This is a genomic window from Enterobacter sp. KBR-315C3_2022, from assembly GCF_041399425.1.
GTDB lineage: Bacteria > Pseudomonadota > Gammaproteobacteria > Enterobacterales > Enterobacteriaceae > Enterobacter.
Map to the genome: position 1 here is coordinate 34503 of NZ_JBGKEB010000005.1, position 16342 is coordinate 50844.

Here is a 16342-nt window from a genome sequence, read left to right on the forward strand (position 1 = left end):
TTCGCATTTGCAGGAACGCATTATGAATACCCTTCCTCACTGGTGGCAAAACGGCGTCATCTATCAGATTTACCCAAAGAGCTTCCAGGACACCACCGGGCGCGGCACCGGCGATTTACGCGGCGTGACGCAGCGCCTGGACTACCTGAAAACCCTCGGCATCGACGCCATCTGGCTGACGCCGTTCTACATTTCTCCGCAGGTGGATAACGGCTACGACGTGGCGAACTATACCGCCATCGACCCGGCCTACGGCACGCTCGACGACTTTGACGAGCTGGTAGCCCAGGCGCACCAGCGCGGCATTCGCATCGTGCTGGACATGGTGCTGAATCATACCTCGACGCAGCACGCGTGGTTCCGCGAGTCGCTAAACAAAACGAGCCCGTACCGCCAGTTCTACATCTGGCGCGACGGCACGCCGGAGCAGCTTCCGAACAACTGGCGCTCCAAGTTCGGCGGCAACGCCTGGCGCTGGCACGCCGAGAGCGAGCAGTATTATCTGCACCTGTTCGCCCCGGAGCAGGCAGACCTCAACTGGGAAAACCCGGCGGTGCGCGCCGAGCTGAAAAAGGTCTGCGAGTTCTGGGCCGATCGCGGCGTGGACGGGCTGCGCCTCGACGTGATCAACCTGATTTCGAAAAATCAGGATTTCCCTGACGACGACATCGGCGACGGTCGCCGCTTTTACACCGACGGGCCGCGCGTTCACGACTATCTGCAGGAGATGAGCCGCGACGTCTTTGCCCCGCGAAACCTGATGACGGTGGGGGAAATGTCGTCAACGTCGCTGGAAAACTGCCAGCGGTACGCCGCGCTCGACGGCAGCGAGCTGTCGATGACCTTTAACTTCCACCACCTGAAGGTGGACTATCCCGGCGGCGAGAAGTGGACGCTGGCAAAGCCGGACTTCGTGGCGCTGAAAACCCTGTTCAGCCACTGGCAACAGGGGATGCACAACAGAGCCTGGAACGCGCTGTTCTGGTGTAACCACGACCAGCCGCGCATCGTCTCGCGCTTTGGCGACGAGGGCCAGCACCGCGTTGCTGCCGCGAAGATGCTCGGCATGGTGCTGCACGGCATGCAGGGCACGCCGTACATCTATCAGGGTGAAGAGATCGGCATGACCAACCCGCACTTCAGCCGCATCACCGACTATCGCGACGTGGAAAGCCTGAACATGTTCGCCGAACTGCGGGCGAACGGTCGCGATCCGGAGGAATTACTGGCCATTCTGGCGAGTAAATCCCGCGACAACGGCCGCACGCCGATGCAGTGGGACGCTTCGCACAATGCGGGCTTTACCGAGGGCGAGCCGTGGATCGGCGTCTGCGATAACTATGAAACCGTCAACGCCCGCGCGGCGCTGGACGATCCGGACTCGGTGTTTTACACCTACCAGTCGCTGATTCGCCTGCGCAAAACGCTGCCGGTGCTGACGTGGGGAGATTACGAGGATCTCCTGCCGGATCACCCTTCCCTCTGGTGCTATCGCCGCCGGTGGCAGGGCGAGACGCTGCTCGTGGTGGCGAACCTCAGCGGCGAACCGCAGGCGTGTCCGTCAGCGTTGCTCAACGGCGAGATGCAGCCCGTGATGAGCAACTACCCGACGCCGCAGGCGACAACGCTGCGTCCGTTTGAAGCCGCCTGGTGGCTTCAGCAGTAAACGACTGCCGGGCGCCCGCGGGCGTCCGGCTTATTTTGCTGTTTTTGTTGAATAATTAATCAGATTTTTCCTTTCTGCATTTACAAACGCTGTATCGCCCGCCGTTTGTACTCTCGTCTTTTTACCTTGTTCTGAATCAAAAAAATCGCAAACATGTTTGATGCAAATCACTATATGTAGCACTTAAAATGCATCCCGACCCAATATCTTGTATTTATCGTCTACTATTCCAACAACAAGACGGCACCAACGCTGGCCGGAATTGTGGATAACAGGCGTTGGGAACGAGGGAAGTCTCTGGCCTGGCTGACAAATCATCCGGCACTGCCTTCTCCGCCTCTGTGGATAACCTGTTTTTAAAAATGGAGTGATCATGACACCGCATGTGATGAAACGTGATGGCTGTAAAGTGCCGTTTAAATCAGAGCGCATTAAAGAAGCCATTCTGCGTGCAGCTAAAGCAGCGGGAGTCGATGACGCAGATTACTGCGCCACCGTCGCAGAAGTCGTTAGCAGCCAGATGAACGAGCGCAGCCAGGTGGATATCAATGATATTCAGACCGCTGTCGAAAACCAGCTGATGTCCGGCCCCTACAAGCAGCTGGCGCGCGCCTATATTGAATACCGCCACGACCGCGACGTTCAGCGTGAAAAGCGCGGTCGTTTGAACCAGGAAATTCGCGGCCTGGTCGAGCAGACCAACTCGGCGCTGCTCAACGAGAACGCCAACAAAGACAGTAAAGTGATCCCCACCCAGCGCGACCTGCTGGCCGGCATCGTGGCTAAACACTACGCCCGTCAGCACCTGCTGCCGCGCGACGTGGTGTCGGCGCACGAGCGCGGCGAGATCCACTATCACGATCTCGACTACTCGCCGTTCTTCCCAATGTTCAACTGCATGCTGATCGACCTGAAAGGCATGCTGACCCAGGGCTTTAAGATGGGTAACGCCGAGATTGAGCCGCCGAAGTCGATCTCCACCGCGACGGCGGTTACGGCGCAGATTATCGCCCAGGTTGCCAGCCATATTTACGGCGGCACCACCATTAACCGCATTGACGAAGTGCTCGCGCCGTTCGTGACCGAGAGCTTCAACAAGCACCGCAAAACCGCCGAAGAGTGGCAGATCCCGGACGCCGACGGCTACGCGCACGCCCGCACCGAAAAAGAGTGCTACGACGCGTTCCAGTCCCTGGAGTACGAAGTGAACACCTTGCACACCGCCAACGGCCAGACGCCGTTTGTGACCTTCGGTTTTGGTCTCGGCACCAGCTGGGAATCGCGCCTGATTCAGCAGTCTATCCTGCGCAACCGCATTTCCGGCCTCGGCAAAAACCGCAAAACCGCGGTGTTCCCGAAGCTGGTGTTCGCCATCCGCGACGGCCTGAACCACAAGTTTGGCGATCCGAACTACGACATCAAGCAGCTGGCGCTGGAGTGCGCGAGCAAGCGCATGTACCCGGATATCCTCAACTACGATCAGGTGGTTAAAGTCACCGGCTCGTTTAAAACGCCAATGGGCTGCCGCAGCTTCCTCGGCGTGTACGAAGACGAAAACGGCGAGCAGATCCACGACGGGCGTAATAACCTGGGCGTGATCAGCCTGAACCTGCCGCGCATCGCGCTGGAAGCAAAAGGTAACGAAGCGGCGTTCTGGACGCTGCTGGACGAACGCCTGCAGCTGGCGCGTAAGGCGCTGATGACCCGCATCGCCCGCCTGGAGGGCGTGAAGGCGCGCGTGGCCCCGATCCTCTATATGGAAGGCGCCTGCGGCGTGCGTTTGAAGGCCGACGACGACGTGTCTGAGATCTTCAAAAACGGCCGCGCGTCGATTTCGCTCGGCTACATCGGCATTCACGAGACCATCAACGCGCTGTTTGGCGACCAGCACATGTACGACAGCGAAATGCTGCGCGAAAAGGGCATCGCGATTGTGCAGCGCCTGCGCGACGCGGTTGACCAGTGGAAAGACGAGACCGGCTACGGCTTTAGCCTCTACAGCACGCCGAGCGAAAACCTGTGCGATCGCTTCTGCCGCCTGGATACCGCCGAGTTCGGCGTGGTAAACGGGGTGACGGATAAAGGCTATTACACCAACAGCTTCCACCTGGACGTGGAGAAAAAGGTGAACCCGTACGACAAGATCGACTTCGAAGCGGCCTATCCGCCGATCGCCAGCGGCGGCTTCATCTGCTACGGCGAGTACCCGAACATCCAGCACAACCTGAAGGCGCTGGAAGACGTGTGGGACTATAGCTACCAGCGCGTGCCGTACTACGGGACCAACACGCCAATCGACGAATGCTACGAGTGCGGCTTTACCGGCGAGTTTGAGTGCACCAGCAAGGGATTCACCTGTCCGAAATGCGGCAACCACGATGCGGCCCGCGTCTCCGTCACCCGCCGCGTGTGCGGCTACCTCGGCAGCCCGGACGCGCGTCCGTTCAACGCCGGCAAGCAGGAAGAGGTGAAGCGCCGCGTGAAGCATCTGGGGAATGGGCAGATCGGTTAAGTTCGTCTGATTTATTGCCTGCCGGTGTACTGCTTTTCGCAAAGCAATTGGCGTCAGGACAAGGCGGCAAGCGAACGAATCCCGGGGAGCTTACATAAGTAAGTGACCCGGGTGAGAGAGTGCAGCCAACGCAGTAATGGCGTCAATTGAGAAGCGAAAATGAATTACCATCAATACTACCCCGTCGACATCGTCAACGGCCCCGGCACCCGCTGCACCCTGTTTGTTTCAGGCTGCGTTCACGAATGCCCCGGCTGCTACAACAAAAGCACCTGGCGTCTGAACTCTGGCATGCCGTTTACCAAAGAGATGGAAGACAAGATCGTCAATGACCTGAACGACACGCGCATCCACCGCCAGGGGATTTCGCTCTCCGGCGGCGATCCGCTCCACCCGCAAAACGTGCCGGACATACTCAGGCTGGTGAAACGCATTCGAACTGAGTGCGCGGGAAAAGACATTTGGGTCTGGACGGGCTATAAGCTGGATGAGCTGAACGCGCAGCAAATGGAAGTGGTAGATCTGATTAACGTCCTGGTCGACGGCAAGTTCGTGCAGGATTTAAAAGACCCGGCGCTGATCTGGCGCGGCAGCAGCAACCAGGTTGTGCATCATTTGCGCTGAGCTTTGGCGGATAACCTCTATCCGCCTCCTCTTCAAAACCGGCTCAAACTCTCCATCGCCACCGCCTTAAATTCCGTAAAATCCTTGCAGCCGCACAGCCGCGACATCGCGCGCTCGCGCAGGAAGGTGACGAAAATATCGTAGATCGCCATCGCCTCTTCGTATTCGCTTTTGCTGATGGCGAGCAGGAAAATCACGTGCGCGGTTTCGTCGCCCCACGGAATGCCCTGCGGGGCCAGCACGGTATAGACCACGGTTTTTTGCGCCAGCAGCCCAAGCGAGTGCGGAAGCGCAATGCCGTCGCCGAGCATGGTGCTGACGATGGCCTCGCGCTCAATCACGGAGTCCAGAAACTCCGCGCCGACAAAGCCTTCGCCCTCAAGCTGCTCGCACAGCTCGCGGAACAGGGTCTGCTGGTCGACCGGCGCGTTGATGATGCGAAAGTGGGCGGCGTCGAAATATTTATCCAGCATCCACGGGCGGGTGCGGTCCACCAGCACCAGCTTGCCAATTTGCTCCAGCTGATAGTCCGTCGGGAACGGCGCAATCGTCACCACCGGCTTCGCTTTTTCGCTGATGCGGGCGGTGGAGATGACGAAGTCTTCGCCAATCGCGTCCGCCAGCTCGTACTCGCGCAGGGTCAGGGTGCGGGCGATCTCAATCTGCGGGTATTTACGCTGCAGCACCGCCTCAATCATGCGCACCATCGCATTACCGGCATCGCACACCAGCAGCACGCGCGGCTGGCGCTGATAGCCGACGTTGTAGTGCCGCTCCAGCCCCACGCCGATGTGCAGCACCAGGAAACCAATCTCGTTTTCGCTGATGACGTACGGCGTGTATTTCCCCCAGCTCGACACCGCGGCCAGGGTCATGTCCCACGCCATCGGGTAGTGCTGCTTGATGTTATCCAGCAGCGGATTGGGGATCATGATCTGATACCGCACGCGGGTGATCATGGTTTTAATATGCGTCAGTAGATCCGCGTGCAGCTGCGCGTCGCTGAGCAGGTTGTAATTATAGTGGGTGTTGATGTAGCGCAGGATGTAGTTGACCAGCGCTTCGTCATCGTCGGCATTGATCGCGCTTGGCGCAATCTCCTGGATCTGCCGCGCGGCAATGTGCACGCACAGCCAGCTCTCCTCCGAAGGCGAAAGCGCTTTGTCCGCCAGCTGCTGGATTGTGGCGGCGATCTCTTTCGCCGCGTCGCGCACGTTCTCCTCAACGTCTTCCGCGTGAAATTCCGGCAGCGGATAGCCTTCGCTGATGCGGCGCACCGACACCGCGCAGTAGAGGCGCAGGAACAGCTCGCCTTCGTCGGTCAGGCGAATGTGGTGCCGCGTCAGCGCGTCGTGCAGCACGGTCAACATCTGCTCCGGCACGCCCGCGTTGAGCGCCACCTCGGTGACCAGCGGGTTCAGGCTGTCCTGCTGCGCCAGCTCCCACAGCAAATCGGTCAGGCAGGCACGAATCGACATTTCGCTGCCAAACAGCTTCATGCCGTGGCGCGGCCGGGTCTCCAGCGTCAGGCTGTAGCGGGCCAGCCAGTCGCGCACGTCGACCATATCGCTTTGCAGCGTGGCGCGGCTGACGAACCACTCGTCCGCCAGATCTTCGAGCTTGAGCGAAAACGCCGAGGTGAGAAAACGCACCACCAGATAGTGGACGCGCTCCGTTCCCGTGCGCGGAATGCGCAGCGCGCGCGGGTGGGAATCCTGCAGGGCCTGATAGCGCGCCGCATCGTCAATTTTGAGCTGATAGCCGCTGCCGCGGCTCAGCACGAACTGCGCGCCGTGGCTCGCCAGCAGCGCGTTGAGGGCGGTAATGTCCGCCCGGACGGTTCGCGTGGAAACCGACAGCCGCTGCGCCAGCTCGTCCTGCGGCAGCGTCTCGTTTTGCAACAGATCGAAAAGTTGCGCTAAACGTTGGTTCGGAAATCGCACGTCGTTGTCCTCTTACTGCTTAGGGTGAAATAACCATCTGGGATGGACTGCCGACCGGCGTATAGTCCGGCTCAACGCTCAGCCTGCCGTCCTGCGCGACGCGAAAGCGGGTAATGTTGTCGCTGCGCTGGTTCATAACGTACAGCCAGCGGCCCTGCTTATCGAGCGTCAGCGTGCGCGGGTAGTCGCCGCGCGTCCAGACGTCGTCCCGGTGCGTGAGCGTACCGTCCGCTGTTACGGTAAAGTGCCCGATGCTGTTATGCAAACGATTAGCCACATACAGCTGCCTGCCGTCCGCGCTTAACGCCAGCCCGGCGGCAAAGCTGGTGCCTTTGTACCCTTCCGGCAGGGAAGAGAGCGTTTTGCCCTCCTTCAGCGTGCCGTTTGCCGCCACGGTATAGTGGGTCAGCATTGAGGCCTCTTCGTTAATCAGCCACAGCGCGTCGCCTTTCGGCGTGAAGACGAAGTGGCGCGGCCCTGCGCCCTTCGACGAGGCACTGATAAACGGCGGATCGTTCGGGGTCAGCTTCCCGGTTCGATCGTCAAAATGATACTGATAGATGCGATCCAGCCCCAGATCGGTGGAGAACACGTACTTCCCGCTCGGATCGGCGGCGATCATGTGCGCGTGCGGGCCGTTGTGATCGCTGATGGCAAAGCTGCCTTCCGCTGCGGCTTCCGGTTTTGCCGCGCCCGGTTCGCCGCTGTCCTGATGGGTATCCGTGGCGTCCCCCAGGCTGCCGTCCGCGTTGACCGGCAGAACCGCAATCGAGCCGCTGACGTAGTTCGCCACCAGCAGATGCTTGCCGTTCGGCGTCAGCGACAGGTACACCGGCCCTGCACCGCCGGAGGCCACCTGATTAAGCTCGCTCAGTTCGCCGTTATCCCCCACGCGCAGCGCCTGCACCACGCCCTGCTCCACTTCGCTTGCCACGTACAGCGTCTTGCCATCGTGCGAGGCGGCAAGCTGCGCGGCGTTCGGCAATTTGCTGACCAGCGTTTTATCGCCGAGCGCGCCGGTGTTCGGGTCGACGGTAAAGCGGTACAGCCCCTCGCCGTTCGGGTTATAGGTGCCGACCCAGGCGTACTGGGTTTGCGCGACGGCGGCGGTAGCAAGCAAAGAGAGTGAAGCGACGAGCAGGTTACGGGTGTGCATGGTGGCTCCTTGGGGTGGGTGCGTTATGTCCCCCTCACCCTAACCCTCTCCCCAAAGGGGAGAGGGGACTATGACACCCTCTCCCCTTTGGGGAGAGGGCCGGGGTGAGGGGCGTTGGTTTTATTACTTAACCAGCTTCTTCGTCATGTCCAGCAGCGTGCGCACGTCTTCCGGGCGCGTGTCGCCGCTGGCCTTGTCGATAATCGAGCTGTAAATATGCGGGATGATTTTGCTTACGCCCGCGTCGAGGGCGATCTGCAGGATCTCCTCGTAGTTTTCCAGATCGATACCGCCGGTCGGCTCCAGCCAGAAGTCGTGACGCGCGCAGGCTTCCGCTACCGCTTTGTACTCGTCGCGGCACTTCAGGCCGCCCATCGGGAAGTATTTGATCGAGCTGCCGCCGAAATCTTTCAGCAGCGCAATCGCCGTTTCAACCGGCACGATGCCGTCCGGTGCCGCGCTGCTCAGCGGGCCGGTGGAGATTTTCACCATGCCGACGGTGCCGGTTGGCGACACCAGGCCGTTGACCACGGACTCGCTCTGCCCCAGCAGCGCGCGGCTGGTCGCCACGCCGGTGAAGACCTGATTCACATGCTGCGGCTGCACCTGGCGGGAGATCTCACTCACCATCGCCGACTGGTTCGGATCGCCCGCGCCGAGGCCCACGGAGAGCGCGTTATCAATCAGCTGCGCGTACTCGCGCATGTCGGCAACCGCGCTCGCCACGTCCGGGTAGTTTTTAGAGAGCACGCCCACCAGCACGTGGCCTTCCGCCGCCTCGTAGATGGCGCTGGCGTTGGCTTTTGAGCCTGCCAGCACGTTCAGGCAGACGCGGTCACGGTAAAAATTCGGGGTCAGTTTCATGCCTTTTTCTCCTGGCCTAATACTTCGCTAATGCGGCGATAGACAATGTTCAGCTGGTCTGCGGTCACGCTGCGCACGTCCGCTTCGATAATCCCTTCGTTAGCCTTGTAGCCGCGGAAGTAAATGGCGTATTCGCCCTGCTTGAGCTTATTCACCAGGTCACCGGTGCCGACGCCGGTTGCGGCTTCGTCGAACTTAATCTCGGTACGCGCGATGTCGCGTCCGGCGCTGTCCCAGACCACGCGCGCGGTGACGCCGTTCAGGGTGTTGAGCGCGTCGATAAACGGCGTCATCTTCGCCACCATCTCGTCGCCGCTCTCCTTGGTCGCCGTCAGGTAGTGTTCAATGGCGCAGGTCAGGCCGAGAATGCCCTCTTTGCCCACCTTCATCGCGCGGCCAATGCCCGCCGTCTGGCGCTTCACCCACTCAACGTACTGGGTTCTGCCGATCACCAGCCCGCTGGTTGGCCCTTCGATCGCCTTCGCGCCGCTGTAGATAACAAGAGAAGCGCCGGAGCGGTAGTAGGCGTGCAGATCTTCCTCCGCCGCCGCGTCGACGATCAGCGGCAGATCGTGCTTGCGCGCCACGACCGCCGCCTGCTCGACGCTGAGCATGCTTTTCTGCACGCAGTGGTGAGACTTGATGTAGAGGATCGCCGCCGTGCGCGGGGTGATCGCCGCCGCCAGCTGATCGGCGGAACATTCGTTAGCGTAGCCCGCTTCCACCAGCCTGCCGCCGCCCAGCGCCACCATGGTGCCGACCGGCGCGCCAAAGTTGACGTTGTGGCCCTTCGGCAGCACGATTTCATTGTTTTCAATCGGGGTGACGTGCAGGTTTTCCAGCAGCCAGTCGCTGTCTTTCACCAGCATCGCCGCCACGGACTGGGCAATGCCCGCCGAGGCGCAGGAGACGACCGTCGCCCCTTCCACGTCCAGCAGCCTGGCGATGTATTCACCGGTTTTATTGACCAGATCCTTCATCTCGAAATAATGATTCATGCCGTCCATCGCCGCCTGCACCACTTCCGGGCGCGGCGTGGAGACGCCCAGCGCCGTCATGCGGCCAGAGGTGTTGATAACCTGCTTTAAATGGTACTTCTCATAAATCGAAGGCATTTTCCGTGCTCCCTTGTTCGGTCATGTAGCCCTTGCCCGCGCGGATCGCGGCAAGCGGCACCAGAATGTGTTCAGCCTGCAGGCTGTCGTTTTCAGCGTCCGTCAGCAGCGTCGGCTGGCGCTTCAGCGTGAACAGCGTCAGGTCGGCGTCGAGGCCCGGCGCGATGCGCCCCTTGCGCGTCAGGCGCAGGCCGTCGGCGGCGTTGGCGGTCACGCACTCAATCACCTGCGGCAATGACATGCCGATGGCGAGAAACTTCGACATCACGCTCGCCAGGCTTCCTACCGGGCCGTTAATGCGGTTGCGGCAGTAGATATCCGAGCTGATGGTGTGCGGCAGAATGCCCATCGCGATGGCGCGCTTCGCCACCTCAAAGCTGAAGCTCGCGGTACCGTGGCCGACGTCCAGACGCACGCCGCGCTTCAGGGCGGAGGTGATGGAGGCGCGCAGCTCGCCGGACGGCGTCAGGATGCGGTTCGGCTTGCCGTTGTAGCAGTGGGTGATGATGTCGCCAGAGCTCAGCAGCTCGGCGATTTCGTCGAGGTTCGGCGGGTTGTTGCCGATGTGCACCATCAGCGGCAGGTCGCCGTTCTCTTTCTGAATGGCTTTCGCGCGCTCCAGCGGCGTGATGCCGTTTTCACCGACCACGCTGCTGCTCATGCGCGCCTTCAGGCCGACGATAAAATCAGGGTGGCGCTTCACCGCCTGCTTCACCGCGTCGGCGTCGATATTGGCCATGTTGGCCAGCTCGTTCTGGGCAATCAGCCCCACGCGGGAGATGTTCAGCAGCGCGTACACCTCCGTCGCGGCTTTGCGGGTCATCGCGTAGAAGTCGTCCACGTCGTCAGCGCCCGTGCTGCCCGCGTCCACCACGGTAGTGACGCCGGTGGCGATGCCGACGCTGTCCGGCTCGTCGTGGTAAATCGGGGAATTGGGGTAGCAGTGAACGTGGGAGTCGATCCAGCCTGCGCTGACGAACACGTCGCCGTTTAGCTCAACCGTTTTACGGGCGGGTGCGTTAATCTCGCCCAGCGCCGCGATTTTCCCGTCCTGAATGGCGATATCGGTCAGGGTATCGTCGGAGAGGCGCGCGCGGCGCAGGAGTAAATCAAACATGGGGTTCTCCTGGTAAGGCGGGCGCCGCAGCGCCCGCGGGTATTAAAGAGCGACCGGGAACAGCCAGCCTAACAGCATGGCACCGAGGATCGCGCCGCCGGTAATCGGCTTCTGCCAGATGTAGAACAGCAGCGCACCCAGCAGTGACCCCACGCCGATAGGAATGGAGGCGGTCATGGCGCTGAGGATGATCAACGGCCCGAGGAAGCGGCCGGAGGCGTTGCCCGCGCCCATCATCACGTCCGCGCCGTAGGTCGAGTTGCTCTGGTTGATGGTGAACTTACGCGCCAGGATGATGACGTAGCCAATCGCCAGGCCAATCACCAGGCCGGTAATCAGCGCGGCAATGAAGTTGGTCACCGGGAACATAATGCCCGCGCCGAGCAGCAGCGCCGGAACGCCGAGGCCCACGCCGGTCTGGATCGCGCCGCCGATATCCAGAATACCGACCAGCGATCCTTCGATGATGCGCGCGAACAGGAAGCTCGCGCCGAACGCCGCCACCGCGCCGTACACGCCGGTATCGATACCCGCTTTCAGCATCGCCACGAAGGCCACTTCGTTAAACGCGCCGATGCCGTAGAGGTAGTACATGTGCGTCCCGGCGAAGACGCCGGAGGAGAGCAGGCCAACGAAGATCGGGAACGACCAGTCGGCATACCAAAAACCTTTATTCTGTTCCATTTAGAGGCTCCTGTTATTTACCGCTGAGCGAGTTGTGGATCATGTCGAGCCAGTTCGGCACGGTCAGATGGAAGGATTCGATCATCTTCATGTCGAAGCCGCGGAAGAAGCCGCTCAGCACGAACAGCGCGACGATGGCCGCCATCATCACCTTGGTGACGTGGTTCCAGCCGCTCTCTTCCACGCCTTTACCGATCAGGATCCCCAGCACCAGGCCCGGTACGGCGTTGCCCATGATCAGCTGCGCCGCGCCGCCAAACACGGTGGCCCAGAAGCCGGATTTTTTGCCCGCGTCGATGGCCGCCAGCCAGAAGATCACCGGCATCACGGTGTTCACCAGCAGGTTTGCTGCGGGCACCAGCACCTTCACGGCGGTGACCTGAAGCGCGGCGGGCACGGAGGAGGCGGTCAGGTTCAGGAAGGTGACGACCAGCATGCCGATGATGCCGCAGGCAATCGCCATTTTGCGCGGATCGTGCAGCGTTTCGCCGACGTTGCGGTTCTTGATCATCAGCGCCGCGGCGCCCCAGTTCGGGATGATGCGGTGGTCAACGTCCTGGGTGAAGGCACCTGCGGCCACGGAAGAGGCCCAGGCGTTAAAGAAGAAGCCCAGCCCAAAGGAGAAGTGAGAAGCCGGATCCCCTTCGCAGGAGTTCAGTTCCCCCAACGTACGAAACGCGCCCATACCCTGTGTGGTAGGCGCATGAAACATGCGTGCAGCCCCGGCCCCAACGCCGACGCCAACCAGGCCGCCGATGATGAGCGATTTTATTAAAATTATCAGGAACATTATTCTGCCCTATGTAGTAAGAATCAGCGTTGCGTGACGAAATCCACCTGGTCGAGATTGATAGCGGTCACGTTGACGGTCACATCCAGCTCCACGCTGTAGGTGCGTCTTTCCCGGCGCAGAAAGAAGAACAAAAAGGCTTCTTTGCGCACCGCTTCTTGCGCCTGAACGACCTGCACATCCTGTGGCTCAATACGCAGTAAGATATGCGGTGAGGCTTTCATCACCGCGGCCTGAACGTGGTTGAGCGCGTCGGCAAAGGCGCGCGCTTTGGCGTCGCCCTTCCCCTTCACCCTCACCGTGGTTGTGAATTGTTCTTTCATGCTTACGCGCCGTGCTTCTTCTGCCACGCCTGCACCAGACGCTCGCCCAGCTCTTCTTTATCCATAAAACCGAAGCCCAGCACGTTGCAGCCTTCGTTGATGGCGGTGACGCCCTCGTCCACGGAACGCATGCCGTATTTAGCCTTGTAGCCATATTTGGTCTGCGCGGTGATGGCACCCGCGCCGCCGCTGCCGCAGAAGGAGATGCCGAAGGTGGCATTTTCCGCTTTCATCACGTCGCCCAGCTTCATGTCTGCCGCCACGCCCGGCACGACCACCGCGCGTCCACCTGCTTTCTCTACACCGGCAGCCACTTTCTGACCTTTGCCCAGGCGATCGCCAATCACGACTGTAATCTGTTCCATGTGTTGCTCCTTAAAGGTTGTCTTTCGCGACTTCAAAGTGAACGGAGAGCAGCCAGGCCTCTTCATCAGGAAGGTTGCCGAACTGCGCCACCACTTCGCGGGCGAGTTGCATTGAATCAGGTGAAATTTCGTCGAACAGGTCCGCTTCAACCTCCGGCAGCGGCTCGCCGGTCACGGACCGGTGCGCCATCGCGCGAACGTGAGAGGTGAGCATTTGTTCCTGTACCGCATTGGGAATGATGTTGTGCCCGGCGAGCAGGGTATAGACCTGCTGCAGCATGGTGGTAGCGAGCTGTTCTGTTTGCACCGCCTGTTCCCCAACGTCGTTCATTACCGCTCCGTTAATCACTGGTCTTACCCCGTTAATGGCTCTGGAATAAAACTAACGCCGGGGGCGCATTGTTTGTAGCGAGTTGTTTTCCACTTCAAAGTGGAAAGGCGAGCCGCACTAGTGATCTGTGCCACATAAATGCGCTGAATATGGATAAATCGCTGTATTTGCGTGATGAATATCACGCATTCAAGCGGAAAAACATTCGGGGCGTGGATGAAAACGTTCGGGCGTAATCGCGCAAAAATGTGATGGCGATAGGGTTTACTTATTACCGGGCAAAAAAAACGGGGGCCAATGGCCCCCGCTGGATGCGTGTCAGATGCGCGATCGGTTAGCGGTACTTTTTATGGTACGCATTGCGCGTGGCGACGAACTGATCGGCTGCCGCCTGGGCGTCCTTCACCTTGCCTTCGTTGGCGAGCTTCAGCGCGCCGTCGATCTGGCCCACCAGCACGTCAAAGCCGTGGCGGAAGTCCTTCATTTCAGGGCTGTCCGGCGCTTTGTTTTCCAGCTTCGGCGGGGTGGCTTTTTGCGCATCCAGCGCCGCTTCACGCATTTTGGTCAGTGCGTCCTTCATTTCCGCCGCATTGTCCGTTTTCTGCACCACCTTCAGGTTTTCGCTGAGGATGTCCATATTGTCTTCAAGATCGGCGGCAAACGCAGAAGAGCCAAGAACCAGCGTTGACGCGGCGACGATCGCTAACAGGTGTTTACGCATTGCTCACTTCCTTTTTTATTATTAACAAAACGCTATCGCTATTGACCCGCAATTTTCATTTCGGGCAGAAGTACAGAACCACACTGTATATTGCTGCGGGTTTCAATATCGTTACCGACCGTCACGATATTGCGCCACATGTCCTTCAGGTTTCCGGCGATGGTAATTTCGCTCACCGGATACTGGATTTCACCGTTCTCCACCCAGAAGCCCGCCGCGCCGCGCGAGTAGTCGCCGGTGATGCCGCTGACGCCCTGGCCCATCAGCTCAGTGACCACCAGGCCGGTGCCCATCTCTTTGAGCATCTGCTCAAAGTTCAGCCCCTGTCCGGCGATGCGCCAGTTGTGGATGCCGCCCGCGTGGCCGGTGCTTTTCAGCCCCAGCTTGCGCGCGGAGTAGTTGGTGAGCAGCCACTGGGTCAGCACGCCGTCTTTAATAATGTCGCGACGCTCGGTGCGAACGCCTTCGCTGTCGAACGGCGTGGAGGCCAGGCCTTTCAGCAGGTGCGGATGCTCTTCGATGGTCAGCCACTCCGGCAGGATCTGCTTGCCCAGCGAGTCGAGGAGGAAGGTGGATTTACGGTAAACCGAGCCGCCCGCGATGGCACCGACCAGGTGACCGAACAGGCCGGTCGCCACTTCGTTGGCAAAAATGACCGGGGCCTTCATGGTGGAGAGCTTGCGCGGAGAAAGGCGCGACAGCGTGCGCTCGGCGCACTCTTTGCCGACCCACTCCGGAGACTGCAAATCGCCCAGCGCGCGGCCAATGGTATAGGCGTAATCACGCTCCATATCGCCGTTCTCTTCCGCGATCACGCAGCTCGAAAGCGAGTGGCGCGTAGAGCAGTAGCCCTGCAGCATGCCGTGGCTGTTGCCGAAAACCTTGATGCCGTAGTGGCTGTTAAAGCTGCCGCCTTCGGTATTGGTGATGCGCTTGTCGGCCTGCAGGGAGGCCTGCTCGGCGCGCGCGGCCATTTCGATGGCTTCATCCGGGGTTACTTCCGCCGGATGGAAAAGATCGAGATCCGGGGCGTCGAAGGCCAGCAGATCTTTGTCCGCCACGCCCGCGTAAGGGTCGGGCGAGGTGTAGCGGGCGATATCCAGCGCGGCCTGCACCGTACGGGCAATCGCATCCGGGCTAAGATCGGTTGATGACGCGCTGCCTTTGCGGTTCTGGTGATAGACGGTAATCCCCAGCGCGCCGTCGCTGTTAAATTCGACGTTTTCCACTTCGCCATAGCGGGTGCTCACGCTGATGCCGGTGGTTTTGCTGACCGCCACCTCGGCGCCATCTGATTTGCCTGACGCGAGCGTCAGCGCGGTGGAGACGGCTTCTTCGAGGATCTTACGCTGCGCTTCAACTTGGGAGGTTACTTTCATCGCAAATGCCATACTGTAAGAGAGAGTTAACTGAAGTCTAACAGAGAACCGTTTTTCAGTGCGCGTCTTAACTGGTAACATTAGCCTCTTTTTTTAAGGAGCCTGACATGACTAAGCAGCCCGAAGACTGGCTCGACGACGTTCCCGGTGATGACATCGAAGACGAAGATGATGAGATCATCTGGGTCAGTAAAAGTGAAATTAAACGTGACGCCGAAGAGTTAAAACAGCTTGGCGCGGAAATGGTAGAACTGGGTAAAAACGCGCTGGATAAGATCCCGCTCGACCAGGATCTGCGTGATGCCATTGAGCTGGCACAGAAAATCAAAAAAGAAGGCCGTCGTCGCCAGCTTCAGCTTATCGGGAAAATGCTGCGTCAGCGCGACGTTGAACCGATCCGCCAGGCGCTGGACAAGCTGAAAAACCGCCACAACCAGCAGGTTGCGCTGTTCCACAAGCTGGAGCAAATTCGCGATCGTCTGATTGAGCAAGGTGATGACGCCGTGCCGGAAGTGCTGAACCTGTGGCCGGACGCCGACCGCCAGCAGCTGCGCTCTTTGATCCGCAACGCGAAGAAAGAGAAAGAAGGGAATAAGCCGCCGAAGTCCGCGCGCCTGATTTTCCAGTACCTGCGCGAGCTGTCTGAGAACGAAGAGTAATCTGTTCCCCTCACCCCGGCCCTCTCCCCGGAGGGGCGAGGGAGAAAACACGGAAAAGTAGGCCCGGTAAGCGCTAGCGCCACCGGGCTTTTT

The 16342-nt window shown here is 60.0% G+C and carries 16 protein-coding genes; 4 read left to right on the forward strand and 12 right to left on the reverse strand.

The annotated features are described in order from the left end of the window. The first annotated feature begins 22 nt into the window (after positions 1-22). The 3 genes from treC to nrdG all read left to right on the forward strand — a co-directional run bounded on the left by treC (position 23) and on the right by nrdG (position 4802). On the forward strand, positions 23-1666 hold the full coding sequence (gene treC / locus AB8804_RS07240) for an alpha,alpha-phosphotrehalase (RefSeq protein WP_371184681.1): 1644 nt from the start codon (positions 23-25) through the stop codon (positions 1664-1666). 373 nt (positions 1667-2039) lie between these two features. Beyond that, positions 2040-4178 (forward strand): anaerobic ribonucleoside-triphosphate reductase, encoded by a 2139-nt coding sequence (gene nrdD, locus AB8804_RS07245; RefSeq protein WP_371184683.1) that lies wholly within the window; start codon positions 2040-2042, stop codon positions 4176-4178. 159 nt (positions 4179-4337) lie between these two features. Next, on the forward strand, positions 4338-4802 hold the full coding sequence (nrdG, locus tag AB8804_RS07250; RefSeq protein WP_371184685.1) for an anaerobic ribonucleoside-triphosphate reductase-activating protein: 465 nt from the start codon (positions 4338-4340) through the stop codon (positions 4800-4802). A gap of 32 nt (positions 4803-4834) precedes the next feature. Here nrdG and AB8804_RS07255 read toward each other — a convergent pair whose 3' ends face one another. The 12 genes from AB8804_RS07255 to pmbA all read right to left on the reverse strand — a co-directional run bounded on the left by AB8804_RS07255 (position 4835) and on the right by pmbA (position 15602). Continuing rightward, positions 4835-6745, reverse strand: coding sequence for a transcription antiterminator (locus tag AB8804_RS07255; RefSeq protein WP_371184688.1), 1911 nt, complete (start codon positions 6743-6745; stop codon positions 4835-4837). A gap of 19 nt (positions 6746-6764) precedes the next feature. Then, positions 6765-7901 (reverse strand): lactonase family protein, encoded by a 1137-nt coding sequence (locus AB8804_RS07260; protein ID WP_371184690.1) that lies wholly within the window; start codon positions 7899-7901, stop codon positions 6765-6767. A 123-nt stretch (positions 7902-8024) separates the two neighbouring features. Beyond that, the gene (locus AB8804_RS07265; protein WP_371184692.1) at positions 8025-8765 is read right to left on the reverse strand and encodes a KDGP aldolase family protein; all 741 of its coding nucleotides are present in this window, start codon (positions 8763-8765) and stop codon (positions 8025-8027) included. Continuing rightward, the gene (locus AB8804_RS07270) at positions 8762-9880 is read right to left on the reverse strand and encodes a DgaE family pyridoxal phosphate-dependent ammonia lyase (protein WP_371184694.1); all 1119 of its coding nucleotides are present in this window, start codon (positions 9878-9880) and stop codon (positions 8762-8764) included. Before AB8804_RS07270 ends, AB8804_RS07265 begins: the two co-directional genes overlap by 4 nt. After that, positions 9864-10997, reverse strand: coding sequence for an amidohydrolase/deacetylase family metallohydrolase (locus AB8804_RS07275; protein WP_371184696.1), 1134 nt, complete (start codon positions 10995-10997; stop codon positions 9864-9866). The genes AB8804_RS07270 and AB8804_RS07275 overlap by 17 nt, the downstream gene beginning before the upstream one ends. Positions 10998-11039: 42 nt before the next feature. Then, positions 11040-11681, reverse strand: coding sequence for a DUF4310 family protein (locus tag AB8804_RS07280; RefSeq protein ID WP_014068673.1), 642 nt, complete (start codon positions 11679-11681; stop codon positions 11040-11042). Positions 11682-11694: 13 nt separating this feature from the next. Next, positions 11695-12471: a DUF4311 domain-containing protein gene (locus AB8804_RS07285; protein WP_371184699.1), complete on the reverse strand. Its 777-nt coding sequence runs from the start codon at positions 12469-12471 to the stop codon at positions 11695-11697. Between the two features lie 23 nt (positions 12472-12494). Continuing rightward, positions 12495-12794, reverse strand: coding sequence for a DUF4312 family protein (locus AB8804_RS07290; RefSeq protein WP_006810338.1), 300 nt, complete (start codon positions 12792-12794; stop codon positions 12495-12497). Positions 12795-12796: 2 nt separating this feature from the next. Further along, complete coding sequence (locus AB8804_RS07295) at positions 12797-13159, reverse strand: SFCGS family glycine-rich protein (protein WP_003830384.1); 363 nt, start codon at positions 13157-13159, stop codon at positions 12797-12799. Between the two features lie 10 nt (positions 13160-13169). Continuing rightward, positions 13170-13508 (reverse strand): glycine dehydrogenase, encoded by a 339-nt coding sequence (locus AB8804_RS07300; RefSeq protein ID WP_371184706.1) that lies wholly within the window; start codon positions 13506-13508, stop codon positions 13170-13172. A 316-nt stretch (positions 13509-13824) separates the two neighbouring features. Next, positions 13825-14211, reverse strand: a complete 387-nt coding sequence (gene cybC, locus AB8804_RS07305) for a cytochrome b562 (protein ID WP_371184708.1) — start codon at positions 14209-14211, stop codon at positions 13825-13827. Between the two features lie 38 nt (positions 14212-14249). Further along, positions 14250-15602 carry a metalloprotease PmbA gene (gene pmbA / locus AB8804_RS07310; RefSeq protein ID WP_371184710.1) on the reverse strand — a complete coding sequence of 451 codons (1353 nt, stop codon included), beginning with the start codon at positions 15600-15602 and terminating at the stop codon, positions 14250-14252. Positions 15603-15697: 95 nt separating this feature from the next. On the opposite strand from pmbA, the gene yjgA reads away from it, so the two are divergent. Next, positions 15698-16249 carry a ribosome biogenesis factor YjgA gene (gene yjgA, locus AB8804_RS07315; protein WP_371184712.1) on the forward strand — a complete coding sequence of 184 codons (552 nt, stop codon included), beginning with the start codon at positions 15698-15700 and terminating at the stop codon, positions 16247-16249. The last annotated feature ends 93 nt before the right edge of the window (positions 16250-16342 follow it).